Annotated in this window: 21 protein-coding genes and 2 tRNA genes; all 23 read right to left on the minus strand. The window is 48.7% G+C overall.

From position 1 onward, the window contains the following. Window positions 1–376 precede the first annotated feature (376 nt). The 23 genes from lysS to mfd all read right to left on the minus strand — a co-directional run bounded on the left by lysS (window position 377) and on the right by mfd (window position 23,054). Window positions 377–1,858, minus strand: coding sequence for a lysine--tRNA ligase (gene lysS, locus ABIC15_RS14385; RefSeq protein ID WP_147269823.1), 1,482 nt, complete (start codon window positions 1,856–1,858; stop codon window positions 377–379). Window positions 1,859–2,024: 166 nt separating this feature from the next. After that, entirely contained in the window at window positions 2,025–3,020 is a 996-nt protein-coding gene (dusB, locus tag ABIC15_RS14390; protein ID WP_041261775.1) for a tRNA dihydrouridine synthase DusB, read from the minus strand. A 33-nt stretch (window positions 3,021–3,053) separates the two neighbouring features. After that, window positions 3,054–3,545 carry a 2-amino-4-hydroxy-6-hydroxymethyldihydropteridine diphosphokinase gene (folK, locus tag ABIC15_RS14395; RefSeq protein WP_012368975.1) on the minus strand — a complete coding sequence of 164 codons (492 nt, stop codon included), beginning with the start codon at window positions 3,543–3,545 and terminating at the stop codon, window positions 3,054–3,056. Next, on the minus strand, window positions 3,542–3,913 hold the full coding sequence (folB, locus tag ABIC15_RS14400) for a dihydroneopterin aldolase (RefSeq protein WP_012368974.1): 372 nt from the start codon (window positions 3,911–3,913) through the stop codon (window positions 3,542–3,544). The genes folK and folB overlap by 4 nt, the downstream gene beginning before the upstream one ends. 2 nt (window positions 3,914–3,915) lie before the next feature. Next, complete coding sequence (folP, locus tag ABIC15_RS14405; protein ID WP_012368973.1) at window positions 3,916–4,707, minus strand: dihydropteroate synthase; 792 nt, start codon at window positions 4,705–4,707, stop codon at window positions 3,916–3,918. After that, complete coding sequence (locus ABIC15_RS14410; RefSeq protein WP_012368972.1) at window positions 4,704–5,543, minus strand: aminotransferase class IV; 840 nt, start codon at window positions 5,541–5,543, stop codon at window positions 4,704–4,706. Before ABIC15_RS14410 ends, folP begins: the two co-directional genes overlap by 4 nt. Next, window positions 5,527–6,108, minus strand: coding sequence for an anthranilate synthase component II (locus ABIC15_RS14415; protein WP_012368971.1), 582 nt, complete (start codon window positions 6,106–6,108; stop codon window positions 5,527–5,529). The genes ABIC15_RS14410 and ABIC15_RS14415 overlap by 17 nt, the downstream gene beginning before the upstream one ends. Beyond that, window positions 6,105–7,493, minus strand: coding sequence for an anthranilate synthase component I family protein (locus tag ABIC15_RS14420; protein ID WP_012368970.1), 1,389 nt, complete (start codon window positions 7,491–7,493; stop codon window positions 6,105–6,107). Before ABIC15_RS14420 ends, ABIC15_RS14415 begins: the two co-directional genes overlap by 4 nt. Before the next feature lie 137 nt (window positions 7,494–7,630). Then, a complete protein-coding gene (cysK, locus tag ABIC15_RS14425) occupies window positions 7,631–8,578 on the minus strand; it encodes a cysteine synthase A (protein WP_012368969.1) in 948 nt (315 codons plus the stop codon). A 79-nt stretch (window positions 8,579–8,657) separates the two neighbouring features. Then, window positions 8,658–8,969: a SurA N-terminal domain-containing protein gene (locus tag ABIC15_RS14430; RefSeq protein ID WP_354020983.1), complete on the minus strand. Its 312-nt coding sequence runs from the start codon at window positions 8,967–8,969 to the stop codon at window positions 8,658–8,660. A gap of 12 nt (window positions 8,970–8,981) precedes the next feature. Further along, window positions 8,982–9,908 carry an Hsp33 family molecular chaperone HslO gene (hslO, locus tag ABIC15_RS14435; RefSeq protein ID WP_012368967.1) on the minus strand — a complete coding sequence of 309 codons (927 nt, stop codon included), beginning with the start codon at window positions 9,906–9,908 and terminating at the stop codon, window positions 8,982–8,984. Window positions 9,909–9,918: 10 nt separating this feature from the next. Then, complete coding sequence (locus ABIC15_RS14440) at window positions 9,919–10,680, minus strand: type III pantothenate kinase (protein WP_026826988.1); 762 nt, start codon at window positions 10,678–10,680, stop codon at window positions 9,919–9,921. Window positions 10,681–10,893: 213 nt separating this feature from the next. After that, a complete protein-coding gene (gene ftsH / locus ABIC15_RS14445) occupies window positions 10,894–12,900 on the minus strand; it encodes an ATP-dependent zinc metalloprotease FtsH (protein WP_214767531.1) in 2,007 nt (668 codons plus the stop codon). Between the two features lie 120 nt (window positions 12,901–13,020). Then, the gene (gene hpt / locus ABIC15_RS14450; protein ID WP_012368964.1) at window positions 13,021–13,566 is read right to left on the minus strand and encodes a hypoxanthine phosphoribosyltransferase; all 546 of its coding nucleotides are present in this window, start codon (window positions 13,564–13,566) and stop codon (window positions 13,021–13,023) included. A 33-nt stretch (window positions 13,567–13,599) separates the two neighbouring features. Next, entirely contained in the window at window positions 13,600–14,844 is a 1,245-nt protein-coding gene (tilS, locus tag ABIC15_RS14455) for a tRNA lysidine(34) synthetase TilS (RefSeq protein WP_214767534.1), read from the minus strand. A gap of 81 nt (window positions 14,845–14,925) precedes the next feature. After that, a tRNA-Glu gene (locus tag ABIC15_RS14460) sits at window positions 14,926–14,997 on the minus strand. Window positions 14,998–15,006: 9 nt separating this feature from the next. Continuing rightward, window positions 15,007–15,083: transfer RNA gene (locus ABIC15_RS14465), tRNA-Met, on the minus strand. Between the two features lie 153 nt (window positions 15,084–15,236). Next, the gene (locus tag ABIC15_RS14470; protein ID WP_012368962.1) at window positions 15,237–15,767 is read right to left on the minus strand and encodes a S1 domain-containing RNA-binding protein; all 531 of its coding nucleotides are present in this window, start codon (window positions 15,765–15,767) and stop codon (window positions 15,237–15,239) included. A gap of 82 nt (window positions 15,768–15,849) precedes the next feature. Then, entirely contained in the window at window positions 15,850–16,230 is a 381-nt protein-coding gene (locus ABIC15_RS14475) for an FtsB family cell division protein (RefSeq protein ID WP_012368961.1), read from the minus strand. A gap of 65 nt (window positions 16,231–16,295) precedes the next feature. Next, window positions 16,296–16,568 carry an RNA-binding S4 domain-containing protein gene (locus ABIC15_RS14480; RefSeq protein ID WP_012368960.1) on the minus strand — a complete coding sequence of 91 codons (273 nt, stop codon included), beginning with the start codon at window positions 16,566–16,568 and terminating at the stop codon, window positions 16,296–16,298. After that, window positions 16,565–17,995 (minus strand): bifunctional methyltransferase/pyrophosphohydrolase YabN, encoded by a 1,431-nt coding sequence (gene yabN, locus ABIC15_RS14485; RefSeq protein WP_214767537.1) that lies wholly within the window; start codon window positions 17,993–17,995, stop codon window positions 16,565–16,567. The genes ABIC15_RS14480 and yabN overlap by 4 nt, the downstream gene beginning before the upstream one ends. Then, window positions 17,992–19,542, minus strand: coding sequence for a polysaccharide biosynthesis protein (locus ABIC15_RS14490; protein WP_354020984.1), 1,551 nt, complete (start codon window positions 19,540–19,542; stop codon window positions 17,992–17,994). Before ABIC15_RS14490 ends, yabN begins: the two co-directional genes overlap by 4 nt. Next, on the minus strand, window positions 19,539–23,054 hold the full coding sequence (gene mfd, locus ABIC15_RS14495; protein WP_012368957.1) for a transcription-repair coupling factor: 3,516 nt from the start codon (window positions 23,052–23,054) through the stop codon (window positions 19,539–19,541). The genes ABIC15_RS14490 and mfd overlap by 4 nt, the downstream gene beginning before the upstream one ends. Window positions 23,055–23,106 lie beyond the last annotated feature (52 nt).

Consider the following 23,106-nt stretch of genomic DNA (forward strand, 5'->3'; position numbering starts at 1 on the left):
GACCGGAGTCACGTTGACGAAGCTTGCGCTTCATTCATTGTTTGTATCCGAAGATACGTTTTTTGCCTCATCGTTCAGTTTTCAAAGTTCGTCATGTCGTTTTCAGCGACTTTAATATCTTACCAAGTTACCAACACAATTGTCAACAACTTTTTTCGATATTTTTTTCGGTGTGTCACAACCATTTGCGGCACAAGAAGTAATATACCATGGAGTTTTTATTTGTACAAGTGTTTTATCAGAAAAACATTTAAAAAGTTATTATTCCCGTTTCAGCTTAAGAATACTCATGCTTTTCCACAGGGAATTCTAGTGGCCACCAATGAAGAAAACTCTCCACTTCCTTCTATAAAGAAAGCGGAGAGTCTGATCTTAATTAGTTTTGCTGGTGACGCATTGTCGGGAAGAGCAAGACATCACGAATCGAAGGAGCGTTTGTCAACAACATGACAAGACGGTCGATTCCGATACCAAGACCTCCTGTCGGCGGCATACCGTACTCAAGCGCTTCAATGAAATCATTGTCCATTTCATGCGCTTCATCATTCCCTGCTTCTTTTTCGACAAGCTGGGCTTCGAAACGTTCACGTTGGTCGATTGGATCGTTCAATTCCGTAAAGGCATTGGCATGTTCCCGGCGAACGATGAACAATTCAAATCGATCCGTAAAGCGAGGATCTTCCGGATTCTTCTTCGCAAGCGGTGAAATTTCAACCGGATGACCATAGACGAATGTCGGTTGAACCAACGACTCTTCGATTTTCTGCTCGAAGAATTCATTGAGAATATGTCCTGTCGTCATATGGGCTTGTACTTCAACGCCATGTTCATGTGCGAGTTCATGTGCACGTTCTTTTGAAATCTCTTCAAAGAAATCAACACCCGTTGCTTCTTTAACGAGATCCGCCATGTGTGCCCGTTTCCATCCGACAGACAGATCAATCACATCTTCACCGTAAGTGACTTGTGTTGTGCCAAGTACTTCTTGAGCGACGTGGGCAATCAAGTTTTCCGTCAGATTCATGATGTCGTTATAGTCTGCATAGGCTTCATATAACTCAATCATTGTAAACTCAGGGTTATGACGCGTCGAGATTCCTTCATTCCGGAAGACGCGGCCGATTTCGTAAACTTTTTCAAGTCCACCGACAATCAAACGTTTGAGATGTAACTCAATCGCGATCCGCATGTAAAGCGTCATATCCAGTGCGTTATGATGCGTGATAAACGGACGTGCCGAAGCGCCACCTGCAATCGTATGCAACATCGGTGTTTCGACTTCCAAGTATCCGAGGCTGTCGAGATACTGACGAATGCCGCGAATGACTTTACTGCGTGCAATAAATGTTTCCCGTGATTCTGTATTCGTGATCAAATCCAGGTAACGCTGACGGTAGCGTTGTTCGACGTCTTTTAATCCGTGATATTTATCCGGAAGCGGACGCAATGCTTTCGTCAGTAATGTAAACGACGTGACGTGAACAGACAGTTCCCCGACATTCGTTTTGAACACGTAACCGCTGATTCCGACGATATCACCTAAGTCACATGTTTTATAGATTTCGTACGCTTCTTCGCCAACATCGTCTTTACGTACATACAGTTGGATTTGACCATTGACGTCCTGGACGTTTGTAAAGCCAACTTTCCCTTTACGGCGTGTCGTCATGACGCGACCCGCGATTGAGACGTCCGGCTTCAGCTCTGCCAATTCTTCTTTTTCATGTTCGCCGTAAGCGGCACGAATACTCGTCGTATCTGTTGTACGTTCGAAACGGGCACCAAACGGATCGAGTCCTTGTTCACGCATGGCGTTCATCTTACCGAGACGCACCTGCATTTGATCGTTCATTTCCATGTCCTGACTCACTGTCTTCACTCCTTTTATAATGGTTCACGATGGTTTTTACTTCTTCGATGAAAAAGCTGCCGGTATGACCGACAGCTCCTAGCAAAACCGATTCGCTCATCTTCAATGGCATTAGCGTACCATAAAACCGGTAAGTCCGACTATACTTTACCTGTCACGCATGTACGGCATTCATTTCCAATGTTTCAACATACTCATGCAGCAACTTTTGCAGTCCCGTGTGGGTATTCGTATCGAATAAGGCTTTGCGCACATGCCCGTTGCCGCTTAATCCTTTTAAATACCAGGCGACATGAGTCCGCATTTCCCGTACCGCGAGGTCTTCTCCTTTAAGTGCGACAAGACGTTCGGCATGTAACAGGCAAATATCAATTTTCTCACGTGGCGTCGGCTCGACCGACAGGGTACCCGATTCCAAATATTGAATCGTCTGATACAACATCCACGGATTTCCGAGTGCCGCTCGCCCGATCATGACACCGTCCACCCCGATTTCATCAATCATCCGTTTCGCGTCTTGCGGGGTTTGAACATCACCGTTTCCGATGATCGGAATAGTCACGGCCCGTTTTGCTTCACCGATGATATTCCAATCGGCGACGCCTTCATACTTCTGCGACCGGGTCCGGCCGTGAATAGCGACCGCCTTCGCCCCTCCCGCTTCCGCAGCGCGGACATTATCAACACAATAAATATGGTGGCTGTCCCAGCCGGTTCGCATCTTCACCGTAACGGGTTTATCCACCGCTTGTGATACGGCATGAACCATCTCATAGACTTTATCCGGATCAAGCAACCACTTGGCACCCGCGTCACACTTCGTCACTTTTGGAACAGGACACCCCATATTGATGTCGATGATGTCTGCATTCGTATTCGCATCGACATATTGAGCCGCTTGAACCAACGTTTCTTTTGATCCGCCGTAAATCTGCAAACTGAGCGGTTTTTCCCGATCGTCCACATACAGCATTTGCATTGTCCGTTCGTTTTCGTAGAGGATTCCCTTATCACTGACCATTTCTGCACAGACGAGACCTGCCCCGAATTCTTTTGCGATCAAACGAAACGCAGGATTACAGACACCCGCCATCGGTGCTAAAATGACACGGTTATTCAGTTCGACGTCACCTATTTTAAAACCTGTCATCATTCTCTTCCCTTCCTCTTCCTGAAACAACACTTACTCAATCCGTCGTACGTCGGTGCGCTCCGCTTCCGGCAATGCCCGATATAACTCCTCGACCGTTTGCTTCAAACCGGGTACGACGTAAGAAGGAGTCAATTCACGCAACGGCGCCAGTACAAACGCACGGTCCTGCATTCTGGGATGCGGGACGGTCAGCCCATCTGCTTGAATTGTTTCATCATTATACAAAATGATGTCCAAATCAAGTGTCCGTGGTCCGTTTTTAAACAACCGTTTCCGTCCCTCCTGTTGTTCGATACGTTGTAACGCTTGTAATAAACGATCTGCTGGTTCTGTCGTATCGAGTTCTACGACCATGTTGTAAAAAAGATCCTGATCCACGTACCCGACAGGAGCTGTTTCGTAAACAGAAGAAGGACGTAAAGCATGCGTCGTCGCAAGCGAACGCATGGCCTCAATCGCCGCCCGGAGATGACCCGCCTTATCTCCAATATTTGATCCTAACGCGATGTAGGCACGATTCATAAGTAATCCGCCCGCTTCCGGTGGATTTCAACCGCGACATGTTCATAATGTCCGGCAATCGGCGGATCCGGTTTGATGACTTTGACGGTCGTTTCAAGAATCCGGTTATCGAGTGCCAAAACCTGTTCCGCAATCCGATTCGCCAAGGCTTCGACCAATTGCAACGGCGTTCCTTCGACAACCTGCTTTGTCACTTCGTATAATTCAGCATAATTCACGCTTTCCCGTAAATCATCGGTTTGACCGGCACGCAACAAATCAAGGCCAATTGATAAATCCACATTGAAGCGCTGACCGAGCTTCGTCTCTTCCGCAAACACACCATGGTATCCGTAAAAACGCATCCCTGTCACTTCGATTCGATCCATCTTCATTCCCCTCCCGTTAATTCCGTTTCCAACATCGCATCCATCATGACAGCGGCTCGCTTAACTGCTTTGACATCGTGCACTCGCATCCATTCACATCCTTGTTGGATACCGTAACATACTGTCGCGATTGTTCCTTCGACGCGTTGGTCTGCCGGTAATCCGAGCGTCAAACCAATCATCGACTTGCGCGACGTCCCGAGCAGGACCGGATAACCGAAATCGGTCGTAATCGACAAGTGGCGCATCAAAAATAAGTTTTCCTGATGGGTTTTCATGAAGCCAATCCCGGGATCAAGCCAAATCTGATTTTCGGAAACGCCGGCCTGCTTCGCTAAACGAATCGAATCTTCGAGATCAGCCCGGACCTCCGCCAGCATATCTGGCCCGTGCGGTTCTAAACGGTTATGCATCAAAATAATCGGGACATCGTAGTGTGCCGCAACGTTAACCATTGAACAGTCACCCCACTTTGATCCCCAGACATCGTTAATAATGTCGGCACCTGCACGAACAGCCGCTTCCGCGACATCCGGTTTATACGTATCAATCGATACTAAAACATCCAGTTCCCGCTTCAACCGACGGATGACGGGAACGACCCGCTCGATTTCTTCTGCCGCGGATACGAACACTGCCCCCGGTCTTGTTGATTCTCCTCCTACATCGATTGCATCTGCTCCGTCCGCTACGAGTTGCTTCGCATGCCGGACCGCCTGTTCGAGATCGACATAGTTTCCACCATCGGAAAACGAATCCGGTGTCACGTTTAAAATGCCCATGATTTTCGTCATCCTTGTTTCCTCCTTGACCATTTCGTTTGGACCACTTGATCAAACAACGTCCGAATGGATTGATAACCTTGACCCGTCAAACCCGGGAAAGTCCGCCCATCCAGTGACGAAACGGCAATGACTTCCTGAATGGAGTTCGTACAAAGGATTTCATCCGCCTCTATTAATTGCGGCAACAGCGCAAGCCGCTCTTCCACCGGGACCTGTTCCATGATGAATTGACGGGTAATCCCGTTCAGCGCCCCTGTCTCAAGCGGCGGTGTATACCATTGGTTGCCGTACCGCCAAAAAATATTGGACGTCAATCCTTCACAGATAAAGCCTTCTTTCGTCAGAAACAGCCCTTCTGCTTCTTGATTAAACAAATGACGTTTCGCCACAAGATTGTTCATATAGTGATGCGACTTGAGCCGATAGCTGGTTTCCGGCGTACTGCGGGCAAGACGCACCGTCTCGAGTGCCCGTTCTGCCGGCTGTCTCTGTCCGATTGGTTTTGCGTACAACAGGACAGTCGGTTCCGCATACGGTTCACTCGACAGTCCGATGTCCCGTGCTCCACCAGAAACGTTCAACCGGATATACAGATCCTGTTCTTCATACACACGATAAAGATCCTCTACTGCCCGGAGTAACTGTTCACGCCCGTACGGCAATTGAATACCGATTGCTGCACAACTCATCTGGAGCCGTTCGATATGGTCATCAAATAAAAAAGGATGTCCCTCGTAAGTACGAAACGTTTCAAATACACCCATTCCATAGAGATAACCATGATCAAACGGTGAAATCCGGATTTCTTCTTCCCGTTTCACGTTCCCATCATGCCAAAGATACATAGTGTGTCAACTCCAAAAAGTTTTTTAACATCTGTTTCCCGTCCCGCGTCAAAATCGCTTCCGGATGGAACTGGACACCGACGATCGGCCATTCCTTATGACGCAAAGCCATGACTTCGCCGTCTGCTTCTGCCGTCATCGTCAAGATATCCGGAAAACTCTCACGTTCGACGACCAACGAATGATACCGTGTCACGGGTGTCTGTTGTTCGATTCCGCTGAACATACCCGACCCGTCATGCGTCAACAAGGAGACTTTTCCATGCATCAGCGTTTTGGCACGGACGACTTTTCCTCCGAAGACTTGGCCAATCGCCTGATGACCGAGACAGATCCCAAGAATCGGAATCCGACCTGCGAAATAACGGATTGCCTCGAGACTGATGCCTGCTTCATTCGGTGTACACGGTCCCGGTGAAATGACTAAATGATCCGGTGCCAGTTGTTCGATTTCTTCAATCGTGATGGCATCATTCCGAAACACCCGGATGTCTTGTCCGAGTTCGCCGAAATATTGAACCACGTTATACGTAAATGAATCATAGTTATCGATTAATACAATCATGTCGTTCCCTCCGCCATTTCTTTTGCGACCCAGAGTGCTTTTGCTTTACTGAGCGACTCTTCATATTCACTTTCCGAGTCGGAGTCGGTTACGATGCCAGCACCTGCCTGAATATAGGCCATACCATCTTTCGCGACAAGCGTCCGAATCAAGATATTGAAAATTACATCGTCCGCCCAGCTGATAAAACCGAGGGCTCCTGTATAGATGCCGCGGCGAACAGGCTCAAGCTCTTCAATGATCTCCATCGTCCGGATTTTAGGTGCTCCCGTAATCGTACCTCCCGGGAACATCGCAGCCAGGACACTGCTGCCGGTTTCATCTGCGGCAATCTCTCCCCGGACGTTTGAGACGATGTGCTGGACGTGGGAGTATTTTTCGATGACCATCAATTCGTCAACATGGACGGAACCGTAGCGGCTGACACGCCCTAAATCGTTTCGCTCAAGATCGACGAGCATGACATGCTCCGCCCGTTCCTTCTCATTGTCGAGTAACGTTTTCGCTAACGCCAGGTCTTCTTCCTCATTTTGTCCGCGCGGCCGGGTTCCGGCAATCGGACGGGTCGCGAGTGACAGACCGATTTTTTCGACTAGTAACTCCGGCGATGCTGAAACGAGTACCAATTCTTTATCTGCAAAGTAACCCATATACGGAGACGGGTTGATCGTTCGCAATACATCATAAATATGAGCGGGTGTTGTCCGCAACGGTTCCTGTTGGCGGACGGCAAGGTTCACTTGAAAGACATCTCCCGCTTCAATATATTGTTTGATCCGGTCAGCTGCCTGCATGAAGGCGGACCTTTCGAATGAACGTCCCCGTTCAGCCGTTTTTTCTTCCGGTGCTGCGAACATCGGAGCCGGACTCGACTGACGCCACGATGAAACTTCTGCCGCCAAAGCAAGCGTCGCTTCCGCCTCCGTTTCCCGTGTGACAGCTATAAACAATCGTTCTGTCTGATGATCAAATACGGCGACCTCATCATACCAGTAAAGCGAAAGATCGGCTGTTGCCAAATCATCCTCTGCCTGTTCCGGCAACCGTTCAAGATAACGAACGGCATCGTAACTGACATATCCGGCTAATCCTCCAAAAAATGGCGGCATCCCTTCCGGACGAGCCGATGCATAGCGCGCACGAATCTCTTCGAGCAATGTAAATGGAGCATCGGTATATTGTTTTTCTTGTCCGGCTTCTTGAATGATCGTTCTACCGTTTTTTGTCCGGATGTGACCGACCGGCCGGACGCCTGCCATCGTATAGGATCCGATTCGTCCACTCTCAAGCCAGATATGACCTGTCTGTCCGGCTGTCCGTTCAACGTACCGGTTATAAAACTGTTCCTTTGTCCATGTAAATGATTCGTATACTGTCTGTCGCACTAGCGTTCCTCCACTTCCGAACTATTCTGCTCTCATTATACGCAAAAAATCAGACAGGCGGGCATAAGTCACTTGCCGATTACATATAAAAAGAGGTCCATTCCTTTAAATCGGAATGAACCTCTTGCTTCAAAAGTTTACAGTTTCGAACTGTCCGTCTCTTCTTCCACTTGATACAGTGGCGTACTGAGATAACGTTCTCCGTTTGACGGGATGATCGCCAGAACCGTTTTTCCTTTGCCGAGACGCTTCGCTGTTTTTAAAGCAGCCGCAATCGCAGCACCGGAAGAAATACCTCCGAGAACTCCGTTCGATTTCGCTGCACGACGGGCATGATCAAACGCTTCTTCCGTCGTCACCTGCTCGACGCTGTCGTAAATCTGCGTATCGAGAATCGACGGGACAAATCCGGCTCCGATTCCCTGCAGTTTATGCGGTCCCGGTTTTCCGCCTGAAAGAACAGGAGAATCGGTTGGTTCAACCGCAATGATTTCGATGCCCGGGAAAGCCTCGCGCAATACTTTTCCCGCCCCTGTGATCGTACCGCCCGTACCGATACCAGCGATGAACGCATCAAGTGTCAATCCTTCAAATGCTTCAACGATTTCCGGTCCAGTCGTCTTTTCATGAACAACAGGGTTTGATTCATTATTGAACTGTTGCGGCATGAAATAACCATGTTCTTCCGCTTCTGCCGTCGCTCGAGCAATCGCACCCTTCATTCCTTCCGGGCCGGCTGTTAAAATCAACTCCGCACCGTACGCACGAAGTAGAGTTCGACGTTCCATGCTCATCGTTTCCGGCATGACAAGAATCGAACGGTATCCTTTAGCAGCAGCGACCATTGCGAGTCCGATTCCCGTGTTTCCACTTGTCGGCTCAATGATGGTATCGCCTGCTTTTAAATGACCCGCTGATTCTGCCGATTCGATCATCGCTAAAGCGATCCGGTCTTTGACGCTTGACCCCGGATTCATATATTCCAATTTCAAATACACGTCCGCATCTTCCGGTCCTGTCAAATGATTTAATTTAACAATCGGCGTGCGGCCGACTAAATCCAATACTGAATTCGCAATGCGCATGACCATTCCTCCTCATAATGAAAAGCTTTAATTCCAAGTAATCCGATAGATCAATTATCCACGGACTGGATGAACATTGTCAATCAAAGCGCTTTACTGTCGGCTTTGATCCGTTTTCCGACTGTTTTTCGACTGCTTCCCGAATCAGACGGTCAAGGGTTTCTTTTTCATGACCCTTACGCATCGTCTGATACAGATCGGTACGTGTAATCTCTTCATCTCCGACCGTCGCGACGACATCCTCAAGCGGTCCGCCGATACTGTCCTGAACGATCTTCGGTGAATCGACTTTCGGCAATTCGCCCATGAATGCATAGGCACCCGTCATAAAATTCGTCAGCAACAAAATAAAAATCAACATCCACAAGTACTTAGAGTTTACAGTTCCCATCTTCAGACCCTCTTATGCTCTTTCGAGTGATTTTTCACGAAGCGATTGTAATTCTTCGACATCGTATTGGTAATGTTCCGAACAGAAGTGACAAACCGCTTCCGCGCCGCCATCTTCGTCAATCATCGCTTGGATCTCATCCGGCCCGAGTGCCACGATAGCCGTTGCTAATTTTTCACGCTCGCACGTACAGTTGAAAGCAACCGGAATCGTATCAAGGATCTCAAATGATTCACCGAGAACCAGGCTCAACATTTCTTCCGGTGTTTTTTCTTCACCGACCAAAATCGAGATCGGTTTGAGTGCTGCCACACGTTGTTCGAGTGCCGCAATCGTTTCTTCCGATGCACCCGGCATCAATTGAACAATCAGACCGCCTGCTGCAATGACTGATTCATCTTCCGGATACACGAGGACACCTGCTCCGACGACCGACGGACTTTGCTCGGAGACGGCGAAGTAATACGTAAAGTCTTCGCTGATTTCACCGGTTTGAATCGGCGACTGTCCACCGACGAAATCACGGAGACCTAAGTCTTTGATAACCGAGATATTTCCGCGACCAACAGCGTCGCCGACTTTTAATTTCGTCAGACCGTCACCATTGACGTACGTATCCATCTCGACACGCGGATGGCTGACGTATCCGCGAACTTGTCCTTTTGCATCGGCATCAACGATGATTTTTCCGATTGGACCATCACCTTCGACTTTTAATGTGACGCGGGTATCCCCTTTTTGCATCGTTCCCATCATGGCGCCGATCGTCAATGTCCGACCGAGTGCCGCCGTGACGACAGGTGTCGTCTGATGACGGAGTTGTGCTTCATATACCGTTTTTGTCGAACGGATTGCAAAAGCACGGACTTCACCGTTAAATCCTAGTGCTCTGACCAAGTAGTCATCTTTTAGTTGTGCCAATAATTCTTCACGTTTCATTATTTTTCCCTCACTTATTTCGTTCGTAGATAATCCGCAACCCGTCAAGCGTCAAAAATGGATCGACGATTTTAATCGTTGCAGATTCCTCACTGATTAGTCGGGCAAGTCCACCTGTCGCAATGACAGTCGCTTCTCCCATTTCCTCTTTCATCCGATGGACGAGTCCATCGACTTGCGCGACGTATCCGAAATACGTTCCAGACTGCATCGCATGTACCGTATTGCGGCCGATCGTCGACTGCGGTTTGGCAATCTCAATCCGCGGTAATTTCGCCGCCTTATTATAAAGTGCTTCTGTCGACACCATGACACCCGGTGAAATGATTCCACCGTAATAGCGTTTTTGTGCATCGATATAACAATAGGTCGTTGCCGTTCCAAAATCGACGATGATCAAAGGACCATCGTATTTGACCGTCGCTGCGACGGCATTAACGATCCGGTCGGCTCCAACTTCTCTTGGATTATCGACTTTCAAGTCAAGTCCTGTCTTGATTCCGGGTCCGATTACGAATGGACGCCGGTTGAAATAACGGACGCACATGTTTTCGAGCGGAAACACGACAGGGGGTACGACAGATGATAACACGATTCCCTCAATGTCTTCCACGTTTAACTCTGCATCACGAAACAGTGCTTTCACCAGCATGCCATATTCATCGGTTGTCCGGGTCCGGTCCGTAGCAATCCGCCAATGTTGCACAAGGGTTTGTTCATCATATACCCCAAGGACGATATTCGTATTTCCTACATCGATTACTAAAATCATCTGATTCCCCACTTTTCTCTGACGATAACTGAATTATACGCTGTGATTATACCATGCAGATTGGTCATCACCTATCGAAGTGCGTGCTGCGAATCGGTACCACTAAAAAAAGAGATCAGCACTCCAGTTAGGAATGCTGACCTCTCACGCGAACGAATCATCCGTCTCATTTCTGCTGTCTTTTCTGTCAAACAGACAGGAAGAAATCAAAAATCAGATTTGATCATCCCGACGTGGTTGATCTGGATTTTCCGTATCGACATTTTGCCCTTCATCGATGACAGAGCCGCGTTGCGTCGGAGATTCTGTCGGTTGATCGATGACAGGTGTCGTCGATTCCGGCGTTTTCTCTTCTGCTTTTGGTTCTGTAATAGCGGCAGGCTCATGCTTTTTGTATTCGCCTGTCTCTAAGAGATGGTGAATTTGTTTTTGATCAAGTGTTTCGACTTCAAGTAACGTCGTTGCAATCAAATCAAGCTGATCGCGTTTCTCCGTTAAGATCGTCTTCGCTTTTTGGTAACACTTGTTGATGATCGCTTGAATTTCCGTATCGATTTCATGGGCAATCGCATCTGAATAGTTCTGTTCGTTTTGGAAGTCACGTCCTAAGAAGACATTTCCGCCTTGACCGGAACCAAACTGAAGCGGTCCGAGTTTTTCACTCATTCCGAACTCCATGACCATCTTACGTGCAAGACCAGTCGCACGTTGGAAGTCATTGCTTGCTCCGGTAGAAACTTCACCGAAGACGATATCTTCCGCGACACGACCACCGAGTAATCCGGTGATTTTGTCTTCAAGTTCCGGTTTTGTCATGAAGTAACGGTCCTCTTTTGGAAGCATGATGACGTAACCGCCAGCATTTCCGCGGGGAACGATTGTTACTTTATGGACTTCATCCGCATCATCGAGTGTTACACCGATGATGGTATGACCGGCTTCATGCCACGCCACGATTTTTTTCTCTTTTGGTGAAATGATCCGACTCTTCTTCGCAGGTCCTGCGATGACACGGTCGATCGCTTCTTCCAAGTCAACGATTGAAATCTTGTCGCGGTCCGTACGGGCTGCGATAAGTGCTGCTTCGTTCAAGAGGTTTTCAAGATCCGCACCCGAGAATCCCGGTGTACGTTGCGCAATGGCTTTTAAATCAACCGTTGTATCGAGCGGCTTGTTGCGTGCGTGTACTTTAAGGACCGCTTCACGTCCGACGACATCCGGACGCTCAACCGTAATTTGACGGTCAAAACGACCTGGACGAAGTAACGCAGGGTCCAGGATGTCCGCACGGTTCGTTGCGGCAATCATGATGATCCCTTCGTTTTCACTGAATCCATCCATCTCAACGAGAAGTTGGTTCAATGTTTGTTCGCGCTCATCATGTCCACCACCGAGACCGGCGCCACGTTGGCGACCGACGGCATCGATTTCATCGATGAAGATGATACATGGTGCGTTTTTCTTCGCATTTTCAAACAAGTCACGGACACGGGATGCTCCGACCCCGACAAACATCTCAACGAAGTCAGAACCTGAAATCGAGAAGAACGGGACGCCGGCTTCACCAGCTGCGGCACGTGCCAACAACGTTTTACCTGTACCTGGAGGACCTACAAGGAGGACACCTTTTGGAATACGGGCACCGAGACGGGCAAACTTGCGTGGATCTTTCAAGAATTCAACGACTTCGACGAGTTCTTGTTTCTCCTCGTCTGCTCCTGCCACGTCGTCAAATGTAATCTTTTTCTTTTCTGTATCGTACAGGCGCGCCTTCGATTTACCGAAGTTCATGACACGACCGCCGCCGCCGCCACCTTGTGCTTGATTAATCAAGAAGAAGAATAGGATGAAGATGATGATGAATGGCACGATTGTCGTCAATAGCGCAATCCAACCACCGTTTGTTTCTGCTGCTTTAAAGTCCATCTTGACGTTTTGACTGCGCAATTGCGTGTACAAATCCGTCAACTCTGTATCAACAGCCGGTACGACCGTTTCATATGTCGTATCTTTTTCACGTAATTCACCTGTGACGTTATACGTCTGTCCCTCATACTGGAACGTCGCCGTCTTCACATCACCTTTTTCAACTGACTCGACAAACTGTGTGTAATTGATTTCTTTGCTTTTGTTCACTGGACTCTGCAAGTATTGCAGAAACAAGATCAAAGCTAGAAAAATGACCCCAAACACAAGGGTATTCTTCACTGCTCGGTTCATCGTAGGCCTCCTCTCCGCATCAATTGATTGATTTTCTTCAATCGATACGAATCCTAACGCGGCAAAGCGCGCTTTGTAATTGGTTTCATCTTATCATGTGACAGTCAAGATTAAAAATAATTAGCCGCCGTAGACTGCTGGTTTCAAGACACCAACATAAGGAAGGTTACGATATTTTTCTTCATAGTCAAGACCATAACCAACAACGAACTCATGCGGAATGACGAAACCGCTGTAATCGGCATGTAAATCGTTTTTACGACCACTTGGCTTATCAAGCAGTGTGACGATCTTCACTGACTTCGCTTTCCGGTATTTAAAGAGGTCCACGAGGTAGCCTAACGTTAATCCGCTGTCGATAATATCTTCGACAATCAGGATGTCACGTCCTTCTACTGATGTGTTTAAATCCTTTTCAATCTTGACTTCACCTGTTGATGTCGTACCGCCGTGATATGTCGAGACATCCATGAAGTCCATTTCAAGGTGCATGTCCATCTTTTTGACGAGATCTGACATGAACGGCATAGCGCCTTTCAAGACACATACGAGGAGTGGGAAACGATCTCCATAATCTGCTGTCAGTTCACCGGCGAGTTCACCGACTTTATGTTGGATCTCTTCTTCTGAAATCAGTACTTTTTCCATATCATTCATTAACGTCATGCTGGGTATTCCTCCTCCATTTTAAACACTACATTACCATTCTATCATTAAACACGATTCTGCGAAGAGTTCAAATGACCCGAATATTGCAATTCGATGTCCAATGACCGCCAGAACTTGTCCTGCCGCATCCACGACAACCGGAATTTCTGCCCGCGATGCCCGCGGAACCTTCGCATCCACGAGAATACGACTCACTTTTTTCGTACCGACCGCCAGTCGAATCCGATCACCCGGCAAGACGCTCCGGATCGTCAGCGGAAACTGGACGGCCGAAAACGGGATGCCGGTTGTCGTGCGAGAGAACGTAATCGTTTGTTCACCATAATGATAAGTGCCCAAATCGATTCCCACTTCCAGTGCTTCCGGAAGCAGGTTCTTTTCCGGACAACGGACACATGTCACATAACCATATGTACGCTGAATCCTCCAGTTTCCATAATACACTTCACCGGACGGCATATCTACTCGTAACAATGTCAAAAATCGATTGTAGTCTTCGGAAGTGAAATCGTGGTCCGGCAACAAGGTCCGCAGAACGAGCCGCCTGAAGTCGGTAGGCAATTTTTGAATCGCCTCCAGGGGCAGTCCGCGATCCGTCATCTGTTCCTTAACGTACGACGTGACATACTTCAAATGTTCCTGTTTTTGCTCGTGACGAACCATCGCCGCCTGAACCGTTGCTTCTTCATAGCCCGGACGGAGTTCTGCGAGTAACGGCAGGAGCCCGTGCCGCATCTGATTCCGCAAATATTTGGTGCCGGCATTCGTCCCGTCTTCATGCCAGACGACTTGACGGGCTTTGGCATAGTCATACAATTGTTGTTTCGAATACGTCAATAACGGCCGATGGATCTGTCCTGTCGCAAAAGAACGGATTCGGGGAATGCCGTCGACGCTGGCTTCTCCCCGGATCAACTGAATCAACAACGTCTCCAGCTGATCGTCCCGGTGATGCGCCAGGACAAGGTGCCGGCGTCCTGTCTCCGCCATGACCTCTTGAAAAAAGGCATACCGTCTCGTCCGGCAAGCTGCTTGGCTCGGTGCTTGACCTTCCCACTCGAGACGGGTCATCCGAATGCCTACTCGTCTCGCCTCCGCCCAAGCGCGGACAGCTTCCGCTTCTTCATCCGATTCTTTACGCAGACCATGATGAACATGAACAATCATGAGATCATGATTCGCTTCATATAAAAGGTGCGCCAGTACCATTGAATCACAACCGCCGGAAACAGCAACCAATAAAGGTTCTTTCGGAAGATGAATCTCGAATTCCATGCCCGGTCCCCCTTAATGAATAAAATCACTTAAACGAAAAAAGCTACCTCTATATAAAATAGAGATAGCTTTTTTACAGAATGACCCGTACGGGAATCGAACCCGTGTTACCGCCGTGAAAGGGCGGTGTCTTAACCGCTTGACCAACGGGCCAAAAAAATATGGTAGCGGCGGAGGGAGTCGAACCCACGACCTCACGGGTATGAACCGTACGCTCTAGCCAGCTGAGCTACACCGCCATATTTTGAACGCGTGCGTCTTAAGCACATTTTCTATAATACGGTGGAGTCAAATAATTGTCAACGCTTTTTATAAAAATAATTTTAAAAAAATAAAAGATGGAATGAACGGCGTCATTCCATCTCTATTCTTATAAAGAACAGGTCAGCAAGTTATTGACGTTTAGCACCGCGTCCGCCACGTTTTGAATCGGTTTGTCGTTTCAATGTCGCAAGACGATCTTCACTATCTTTGAGGAAACTAGTCATCAACGTATCGAACGTTTGCTCTTTGCGTGGAGCTGGTGCGCCACGGCCACCTTTGTTAAAGCCACCACGGTTTCCACCGCCGCCACTTCCGCCACGTGGTCCTTTGTTATCGAACGAACGTGGTCCACGGTCTTGACCTGCCGGACGTGGTCCGCGATCAAATTGACGAGCTGGAGGACGAGGACGTTCGCCTTCTGGACGATCGACTGCTTTCTTAATCGAAAGACCGATTTTACCGTCGTTCTCTACACTCAACACTTTAACCGTGATTTCTTGTCCGACTGTCAAGACATCATTGATATCTTTAACGTAAGAATCTGCTACTTCACTGATGTGAACAAGACCTGTCTTACCCGTCGGTAATTCTACGAACGCGCCGAAATTGGTGATGCCTGTAACTTTCCCTTGTACTTTGCTGCCTACTTCAATCGACATAAATTGTATTGCTCCTTTTTAGTTGATTCTTTCTTATTATACGAGTGATTCTACATTTTTTCAATCAATCGAGAACCTTCGTTTAATCTTCCGGTGAAAAATAGAAAATTGTTTCGCCTTTTTTCGAGTACAGTAGTTCACTTCTCGCTAAGTTCGCAACATACTTCTTATCATTCAATCGTTCAATCTCTTCTTTCAGACGAACCGTTTCTTTTTCTGCCTTCGCCTGTTCTTGGTTCGCTACCTGAAACGACTGCTTCTGTTCAGCGATCAGTTGTTTTTTCTCGATATATGACCACCCCATCAGGGACAGGACAATAAGAAAGATCGACATACAGACTAAGAAGCGCCTCTTCAGACGTAAACGGTTTTCGATTGCATTTTGACTCAACTGTTTTTTCCGGTCATTCAGCGGTTTGATCTTGGGCGGAGTATCACGCCCTGATTCCAATGGTGCTGGCATATCATCCCTCCTTATCCGAGTGGTCATCTCTGACACTCTCTAGTATACTTCCTTTTTCAACCAAATTACATCGATTCTTCGGAATTCACTTTTTCTTCACGAATGATTTGATACATATCCGACGCCTCTTCTTTTTTCGCATGTTCTTTGATGCTGTCGATTTGAACCGTGACAATCTTATTTCCGAAGCGGATTGTCATTTCATCCCCGACTGCAACCGTACTGCTTGCTTTTGCGACAAGTCCGTTGATTTTGATACGGCCTTGGTCGGCAACCTCTTTCGCCAGGGTCCGGCGTTTGATTAAACGAGATACTTTTAAAAATTTATCGAGTCTCATGACTGTTCCTCCTGCTTTGATTGATTCCATAAGGCATCCTGTTCCGTAAGCGATAATTCTGTCAACGGACGATCAGCCAATTGTTCCATCCGTGTAAAACGGCGGATGAATTTGTCATTCGTTTGTTGTAACGCATCTTCTGCCGATAACTCCATATACTTGCCGACGAGAGCGAGTGAGAACAGAATGTCGCCGAATTCACCCAACTGCTCCTCTGCCGGAGCCTCTTTTAATTCTTGAATCTCTTCTTGGACTTTATCCAGTGCACCGGCAACCGTCTCCCATTCGAATCCGACCCGGGCGACCTTTTTTTGAATCTGTTCTGCGCGCAACAAGGCGGGTGCTCCCTTAGTGACACCATCCAACAGATAGGTCCGGTCCGATTTTTCCTGGGCCTTGATTTCCTGCCAGTTGTTGACGACGTCCGCAGCCGAGTCGACTTCTACATCTCCAAAGACATGCGGGTGTCGGCGGATCATCTTATCGCTGACACTGCCGATAACGTCCCGGACATCAAAATATCCTTCATCGAGACCGATTTGAGCATGGAGCATGACTTGGAGCAAGACATCCCCTAATTCTTCTATCATTAAGTTATCGTCCTGAAGGTCGATTGCTTCCAGTAATTCGTAAGATTCTTCGATTAAATGTTTTTTGAGCGATTCGTGCGTCTGCTCCTGGTCCCAAGGACAGCCGCCTTCTCCCCGCAACCGGGCGATGATGTGCTTAAGTGTCGTGAAGTCACGATTCAAGACCGTTTGATCGGTGACAGGCGGTACATAAACCGTTGTCAGGTTACTGAGTGTCGTGATGTGATCCAGTTCATGAAGCGGAACCGTCGTTACGTGTTGCCGACTTGTCCCTGCTGCCGTTACCAGTGTCACATTATGTTCGTCGGGATAACGCTCCATCAGCATTACCTTTAAATCACCTGCGACCAATTGATCATAGACTTGTCCGATCAGCAGATGCTGGCGGATCTGCGCTTCATCGATATCAAAGGCTGTCGCATCGAGTAATTGAAATCCTTCAATCGGATCAACGCCGACTGCGGCAAACATCGGGTCAAGGAAACTTTGACCGCCGATGATGTCCAGATGTTCCGTTTGCGCGAGTAACTGTTGGACCGTACTCTCCGCGACGAGCGGATGACCCGGAACCGCATAGATGATCGGTTCCTTTTCAGCTTGTTCAAGTAACGTCGCCACAATTTCACGGTAGACGCCTTCAAACTGATCATGTTTTTCGTACACGGAATCAAACGATGTAAATTTCATTCCCTCTGCCATCAATTCTGAAACGACAGGATGATCTGCCGTTCGCAGGTAAATCGGTTGTTTTGTTTCTTTCAGTCGTTTATAGATCCCGTACGGTAACTGTTCGAGTTCCCCGACGCCGAGGCCGACGACTGTAATCTGATGTGTCATATGATCCTCCTATGCTGATGCATTCGATATAATTTTTCCCCAAACGGCAACAATGCCCATTCCCGTTCCGTCAATACACTCATCCGTAAGGCAAACAGACAGAAAACACCTGCTCCACCCAAGACGAGTAAACCCACCTCGAGTGTTGCTCCGATCCGGTTTTCCCAGCCGGACAGGCGAAACAGTTGTTCGATGATGTATAAAAACAGAGCCATCGGAATGACGGCCTTCAAAAGACGAACGTAAAAAGGACGTCCTGCCGTCACCCGGCCAAACTTTCGATTGAGCAACAACAGCTGGGCTGCCGCCATAACCGCAAACCCACCGAACGTCGCCATACCGGCACCGACCATGCCATACAGGGGAATCAAGTAAATATTGAGGCCGAGTTTGATTAACAGACCCGCGATCACGCCGACGAACGCATATTTTTCCGCATCGACGGATTGCAGGCACGATACGATGATCATGGACAGGGAGGCCGTGAAAGCCGTTGCCGCCAACCAGCTGAGTGCGGCTGTCCCGTTATCATCCTGATACAAGGCGATGTTTAACGGACGCATGACCCCAACGAGTCCGACGGTTGCCGCAGCTGCTATCAACAGTCCGGACCGCAACAGGGTCTCAAGATGCAACTTTGTCGCTGTGTCATTACGTTTCCGGTATTCCATCAATAACGTCGGAACGCTCGCCAAACTGATCGAGGTCGCGAACAAAATCGCAAACTGCAACAGAGGGTATCCTCGGTCAAAAATCCCTTTTTCAATCTTCGTCTCCATTGAGTCTCCGAGTAAGTTGACGAAGGTCAGTCCGTCAATCAGTTGCATCAGCAGCAAAGCGAGCGATGCGATACTGACTGCGAGACCACTCGTCAACAAAACACGTCCGACACGCCGGAGATGACGACCTGAGATGACAGGACGACCGATTTTTCCTTTCGCAAAGCGTAACAACAGGGCGAGCGACGCAATGCTTCCGCCGAGTGCTGTCATATGCGCGTTTGCGCCGACTTGATAAGGATTCGCTCCGGCTTGCACACCGTAGTACGTCACGATCAGCAATAAACAGACCCGAACGGCGTTTTCCGTGATTTGCGAGAACGCCGTCGGACGCATTTCAAGATCCGCTTGAAACATTCCGCGCAATACAGCAATGACCGGTAACAGATAGAAGGTAAACGTGACGGCACGGAGCGGTTGAACAAGTTGTTCGTCACCGAACAAGGCAGCGACTTCAGGAGCAACCCACCAGCCAATCGTTCCTAATGTCAGCGACATCGCGAGCAGGACAAAGAAAATCGACCATAAGACTTCGCGTTTTTCTTCCGGATGATGCAACGTCAACTTGGCTACGACGACCGGTAAAGCGTAAATACCGAGTGCCGCCGCGATGGCAAAGACCGGATAAACGGTTTGATAGACGTATAAACCGAAGTCCCCCGCCATATTTTGATACGGAATCCGGTAAAAGAAACTCAACAATTTCGAGACATAGCTCGAAATGGCGAGCAGGGCTGCCCCCTGCGCAATCGTCCTTCGTTGACTCATTGTACGATCCGGCGGTCAATCTCAGCCAGTAACCGTTCGGCTTGCTCTGTCATCTGTTGTACGGTTTGTTTGCCGCGGTTTAGTGTCAATACCAGCTTTCCTTCTTCCTGCCCCATACCAAGACCACGTCCGATCGGAACGGTCCATTTCACGAAATCCGCTACATCCAACGTTTGTGTCGTCTGTTCAGACAAGACGATTTCGATTTTCGGATCTGTTTGTTTGACCCGTTCGACCCGTGCCCGTTCGGCAAAGATTCGCATTCGTGTCAATTGAATCAACCGTGCGACTTCAGTCGGGAATTCTCCGAAACGCTCCAACATTTCCGTTTCCAGTGATTCCAGGCTTTCCGGTGTATCGACATACTTCAAACGTTTGTAGAACTCGATTTTGAGTTCCGAGTCCGCCATATAGTGGCTTGGAATATAGGCATCGAGGCTGAACGTGAAGTCCGGAACGAATTTCTGAACTTTTTTTCTGCCCTTCATCCGTTCTTTCCGTTCTTCGACCGCTTCCGACAGCATTTGTGAGTACAAATCAAATCCGACAGAATCGATGAAACCAGATTGTTGTGAGCCGAGTAAGTTTCCGGCACCGCGTATCGATAAATCGCGCATCGCAATCTTAAATCCGCTTCCGAGTTCCGTGAATTCCTTGATCGCTTGCAGACGGCTCTCCGCGACTTCCGTCAATCGTTTTTGCGGACGGTACGTGAAGTAGGAATAGGCGACACGACTCGACCGGCCCACCCGACCGCGTAATTGATACAACTGCGACAGACCCATCTGATCGGCATCGTTGACAATCAACGTATTGACGTTCGGAATGTCAATTCCCGTCTCAATGATTGTCGTACTGACCAGGACGTCCGCATCCCCTTCGAAGAAAGCAATCAACTGACTTTCAAGTTCTGTTTCCGTCATCCGCCCGTGGGCAGTGACAACACGTGCTTCCGGAACGAGAGCCCGGATTTCTTCCGCTTTCCGTTCGATTCCTTCGACACGGTTATAGAGAAAGAAGGCTTGTCCACCCCGTCCAAGTTCACGTTCGAGTGCTTCGCGCATGACGATTCCGTCATACTCCATGACATACGTCTGGACCGGATAACGATTTTCCGGCGGTGTCTCGAGGACTGATAAATCACGGATCCCGATCATCGACATATGCAGCGTCCGTGGAATCGGGGTCGCCGTCAGTGTCAGCACATCGACATTCGTCTTCAACTGCTTCAACCGTTCTTTATGCTTAACACCAAAACGTTGTTCTTCATCAATAATCAGCAACCCGACGTCGGCAAACTGGACATCTTTGGACAGGACACGATGGGTGCCGACGACGACATCAATTGTTCCTTCCTTCAAGCCCTTTTTCGTGGCTTTCAGTTCCGCTGCCGAGCGGAAACGACTCATGACGGAGACGTTAATCGGCCAGTCACTGAAGCGTTCGAGCATCGTTTCATAATGCTGTTGGGCGAGAACCGTCGTCGGAACGAGCAGTGCGACCTGTTTGCCTGCCATGACTGCTTTAAAGGCAGCCCGAATGGCAACTTCCGTTTTCCCGTAACCGACATCCCCGCATAACAGACGATCCATCGGACGCGGGCGCTCCATGTCTTTTTTGATTTCTTCGATCGACCGGAGTTGGTCGACGGTTTCCTCGTAAGGGAAGGATGCTTCAAAAGCCTGTGTACTGTCATCATCCTCGGGGAAGGCAAAGCCGACGGCCGCTTCACGTGCCGCGTACAGCTTAATCAGTTCATCCGCGATATCCTCGACGGATTTTTGAACCTTCGCCTTGACCTTCTTCCATTCCATCCCACCCAGTTTGTAAATCTTCGGCTCTTTCCCTTCCGCCCCGACATACTTCTGGATTAAGTCGATTTGATCGACCGGGACATACAGGGAATCCTCACCGGCATAAATCAAATGCAGGTAGTCTTGGTGATTGCCGGCGACATCAATCGTCTTGATGCCGTGATAACGACCGATTCCGTGATGGATATGGACGACGTAATCACCGGTCTTCAGTTCCTGATAACTTTTGATTCGTTCGGCATTCGTCAGTTTCGTCGTTTGTTTCCGTCGTCGTGCCGGCTGTTTAAAGACTTCTTCTTCCGTGATGACGACAAGACGGGCGTTTGTCATCTCAAATCCGCCATGAATACCGCCGATTAAGATGGACGGATGTCCGCGACGGATTTCATCTTCCGTCGTATGCAGAGACGCTTCGACCCCGTAATCGGATAACGTCTGCCGCATGCGTTCCGCCCGTTCCCGGTTGCTTGCCAGAAAGACCATCCACATATCCGCCCGACCATACCGGTCGACTTCCTGTTTCAATCGTTCCATCTGTCCATGGAACGGAGCAATCGGCTTAATACTGAAATGAATCGCCGCACTTTCCGGCACACCGCTACGCCGTGTCGGAAGCAACGATAAATAAAGCAATTGCCGTTGCTTGAACACATTCAGCATCGGAACCGATAACGTATAGTCACTGACACTTTGTCCCCGTTCGATCAACGAAGCCATCCATTCCGCTTCTTCTGTATCCTGCACTTCGGCCGCTTCTTCAATCCGGGCCACTTCATCCACAATCAAAACAGCATCCTTAATATCGTCAAGCAACGTCGTTTCATATAAAAGCGGCGCATACTTCGCGAGTTGTTTCGGACGGTCCCCGCCTTCAAGCACTTCGACGTCATAGGCAATTCCTTCTTCAAGGGCAGCCAATACTTCCGTACTTTGAACCCGTTCCTTCGTCGCATCATACAGACGGCGTAACTTGTCACCCGCCGTCTTCAATCCTTCGCGTGTTGCAAAATGTTCCGTCGCCGGAGGCACTAACGCTTCTGCGATGACACCAAGTGAACGTTGGGTCTCGGCATCGAATGTATAAATCGAATCGACTTCTTCATCAAATAAGTCGAGCCGATAAGGACGTTCGACAGTCAACGGATATAGATCGATGATGCTTCCGCGGACCGCGAATTCTCCGGGCGTCGTCACCGTCGCTGTCCGTTCGTATCCGGCATCGACCAATTCCTGAATGAAGTCCGGAATCGATAAGACATCCCCCGGTTTGATCCGTTTCGTATGATCTAAAAAGTCAGATGCCGTCGGAACATATCGTCTCAGACCGACAAGCGGAATGATTAAAATACCGTCGTCCGTCGTCAACAGACGATGACGGGTCTCGATTCGGGTTGCCCGAAGTTCGGGGCTTGCGCCGTATGATAATTCAGCGGCAAGCGTTTCGTCGACCGGATACAACATCACGTCCTGCTCGGGAACAAGTTCAATTAAATCATCATATAATTTTTGAGCCTGGAACATGTTATGAGTCACGATGACGAATCGTTTTTTCGTCTCTTGGTAAATGCCAGCGATGAATAACGCTTTCCCGCTATTCATCAGGCCCGTGATCAGTTGGGCATTGACCCCGTCGCGGAACCGTTCCCGGACGGTTTTGATCTCCGGAATACCGAGTAACAGATTTTGTAGTTGTTTCATACTTTCCCTCCTAGGACGACAGCAAAAACGCTTTGGTCACCCAAAGCGTTTT

This window comes from Exiguobacterium sp. PvP048 (assembly GCF_040549175.1).
In the GTDB taxonomy this organism is placed as follows: domain Bacteria; phylum Bacillota; class Bacilli; order Exiguobacteriales; family Exiguobacteriaceae; genus Exiguobacterium_A; species Exiguobacterium_A artemiae.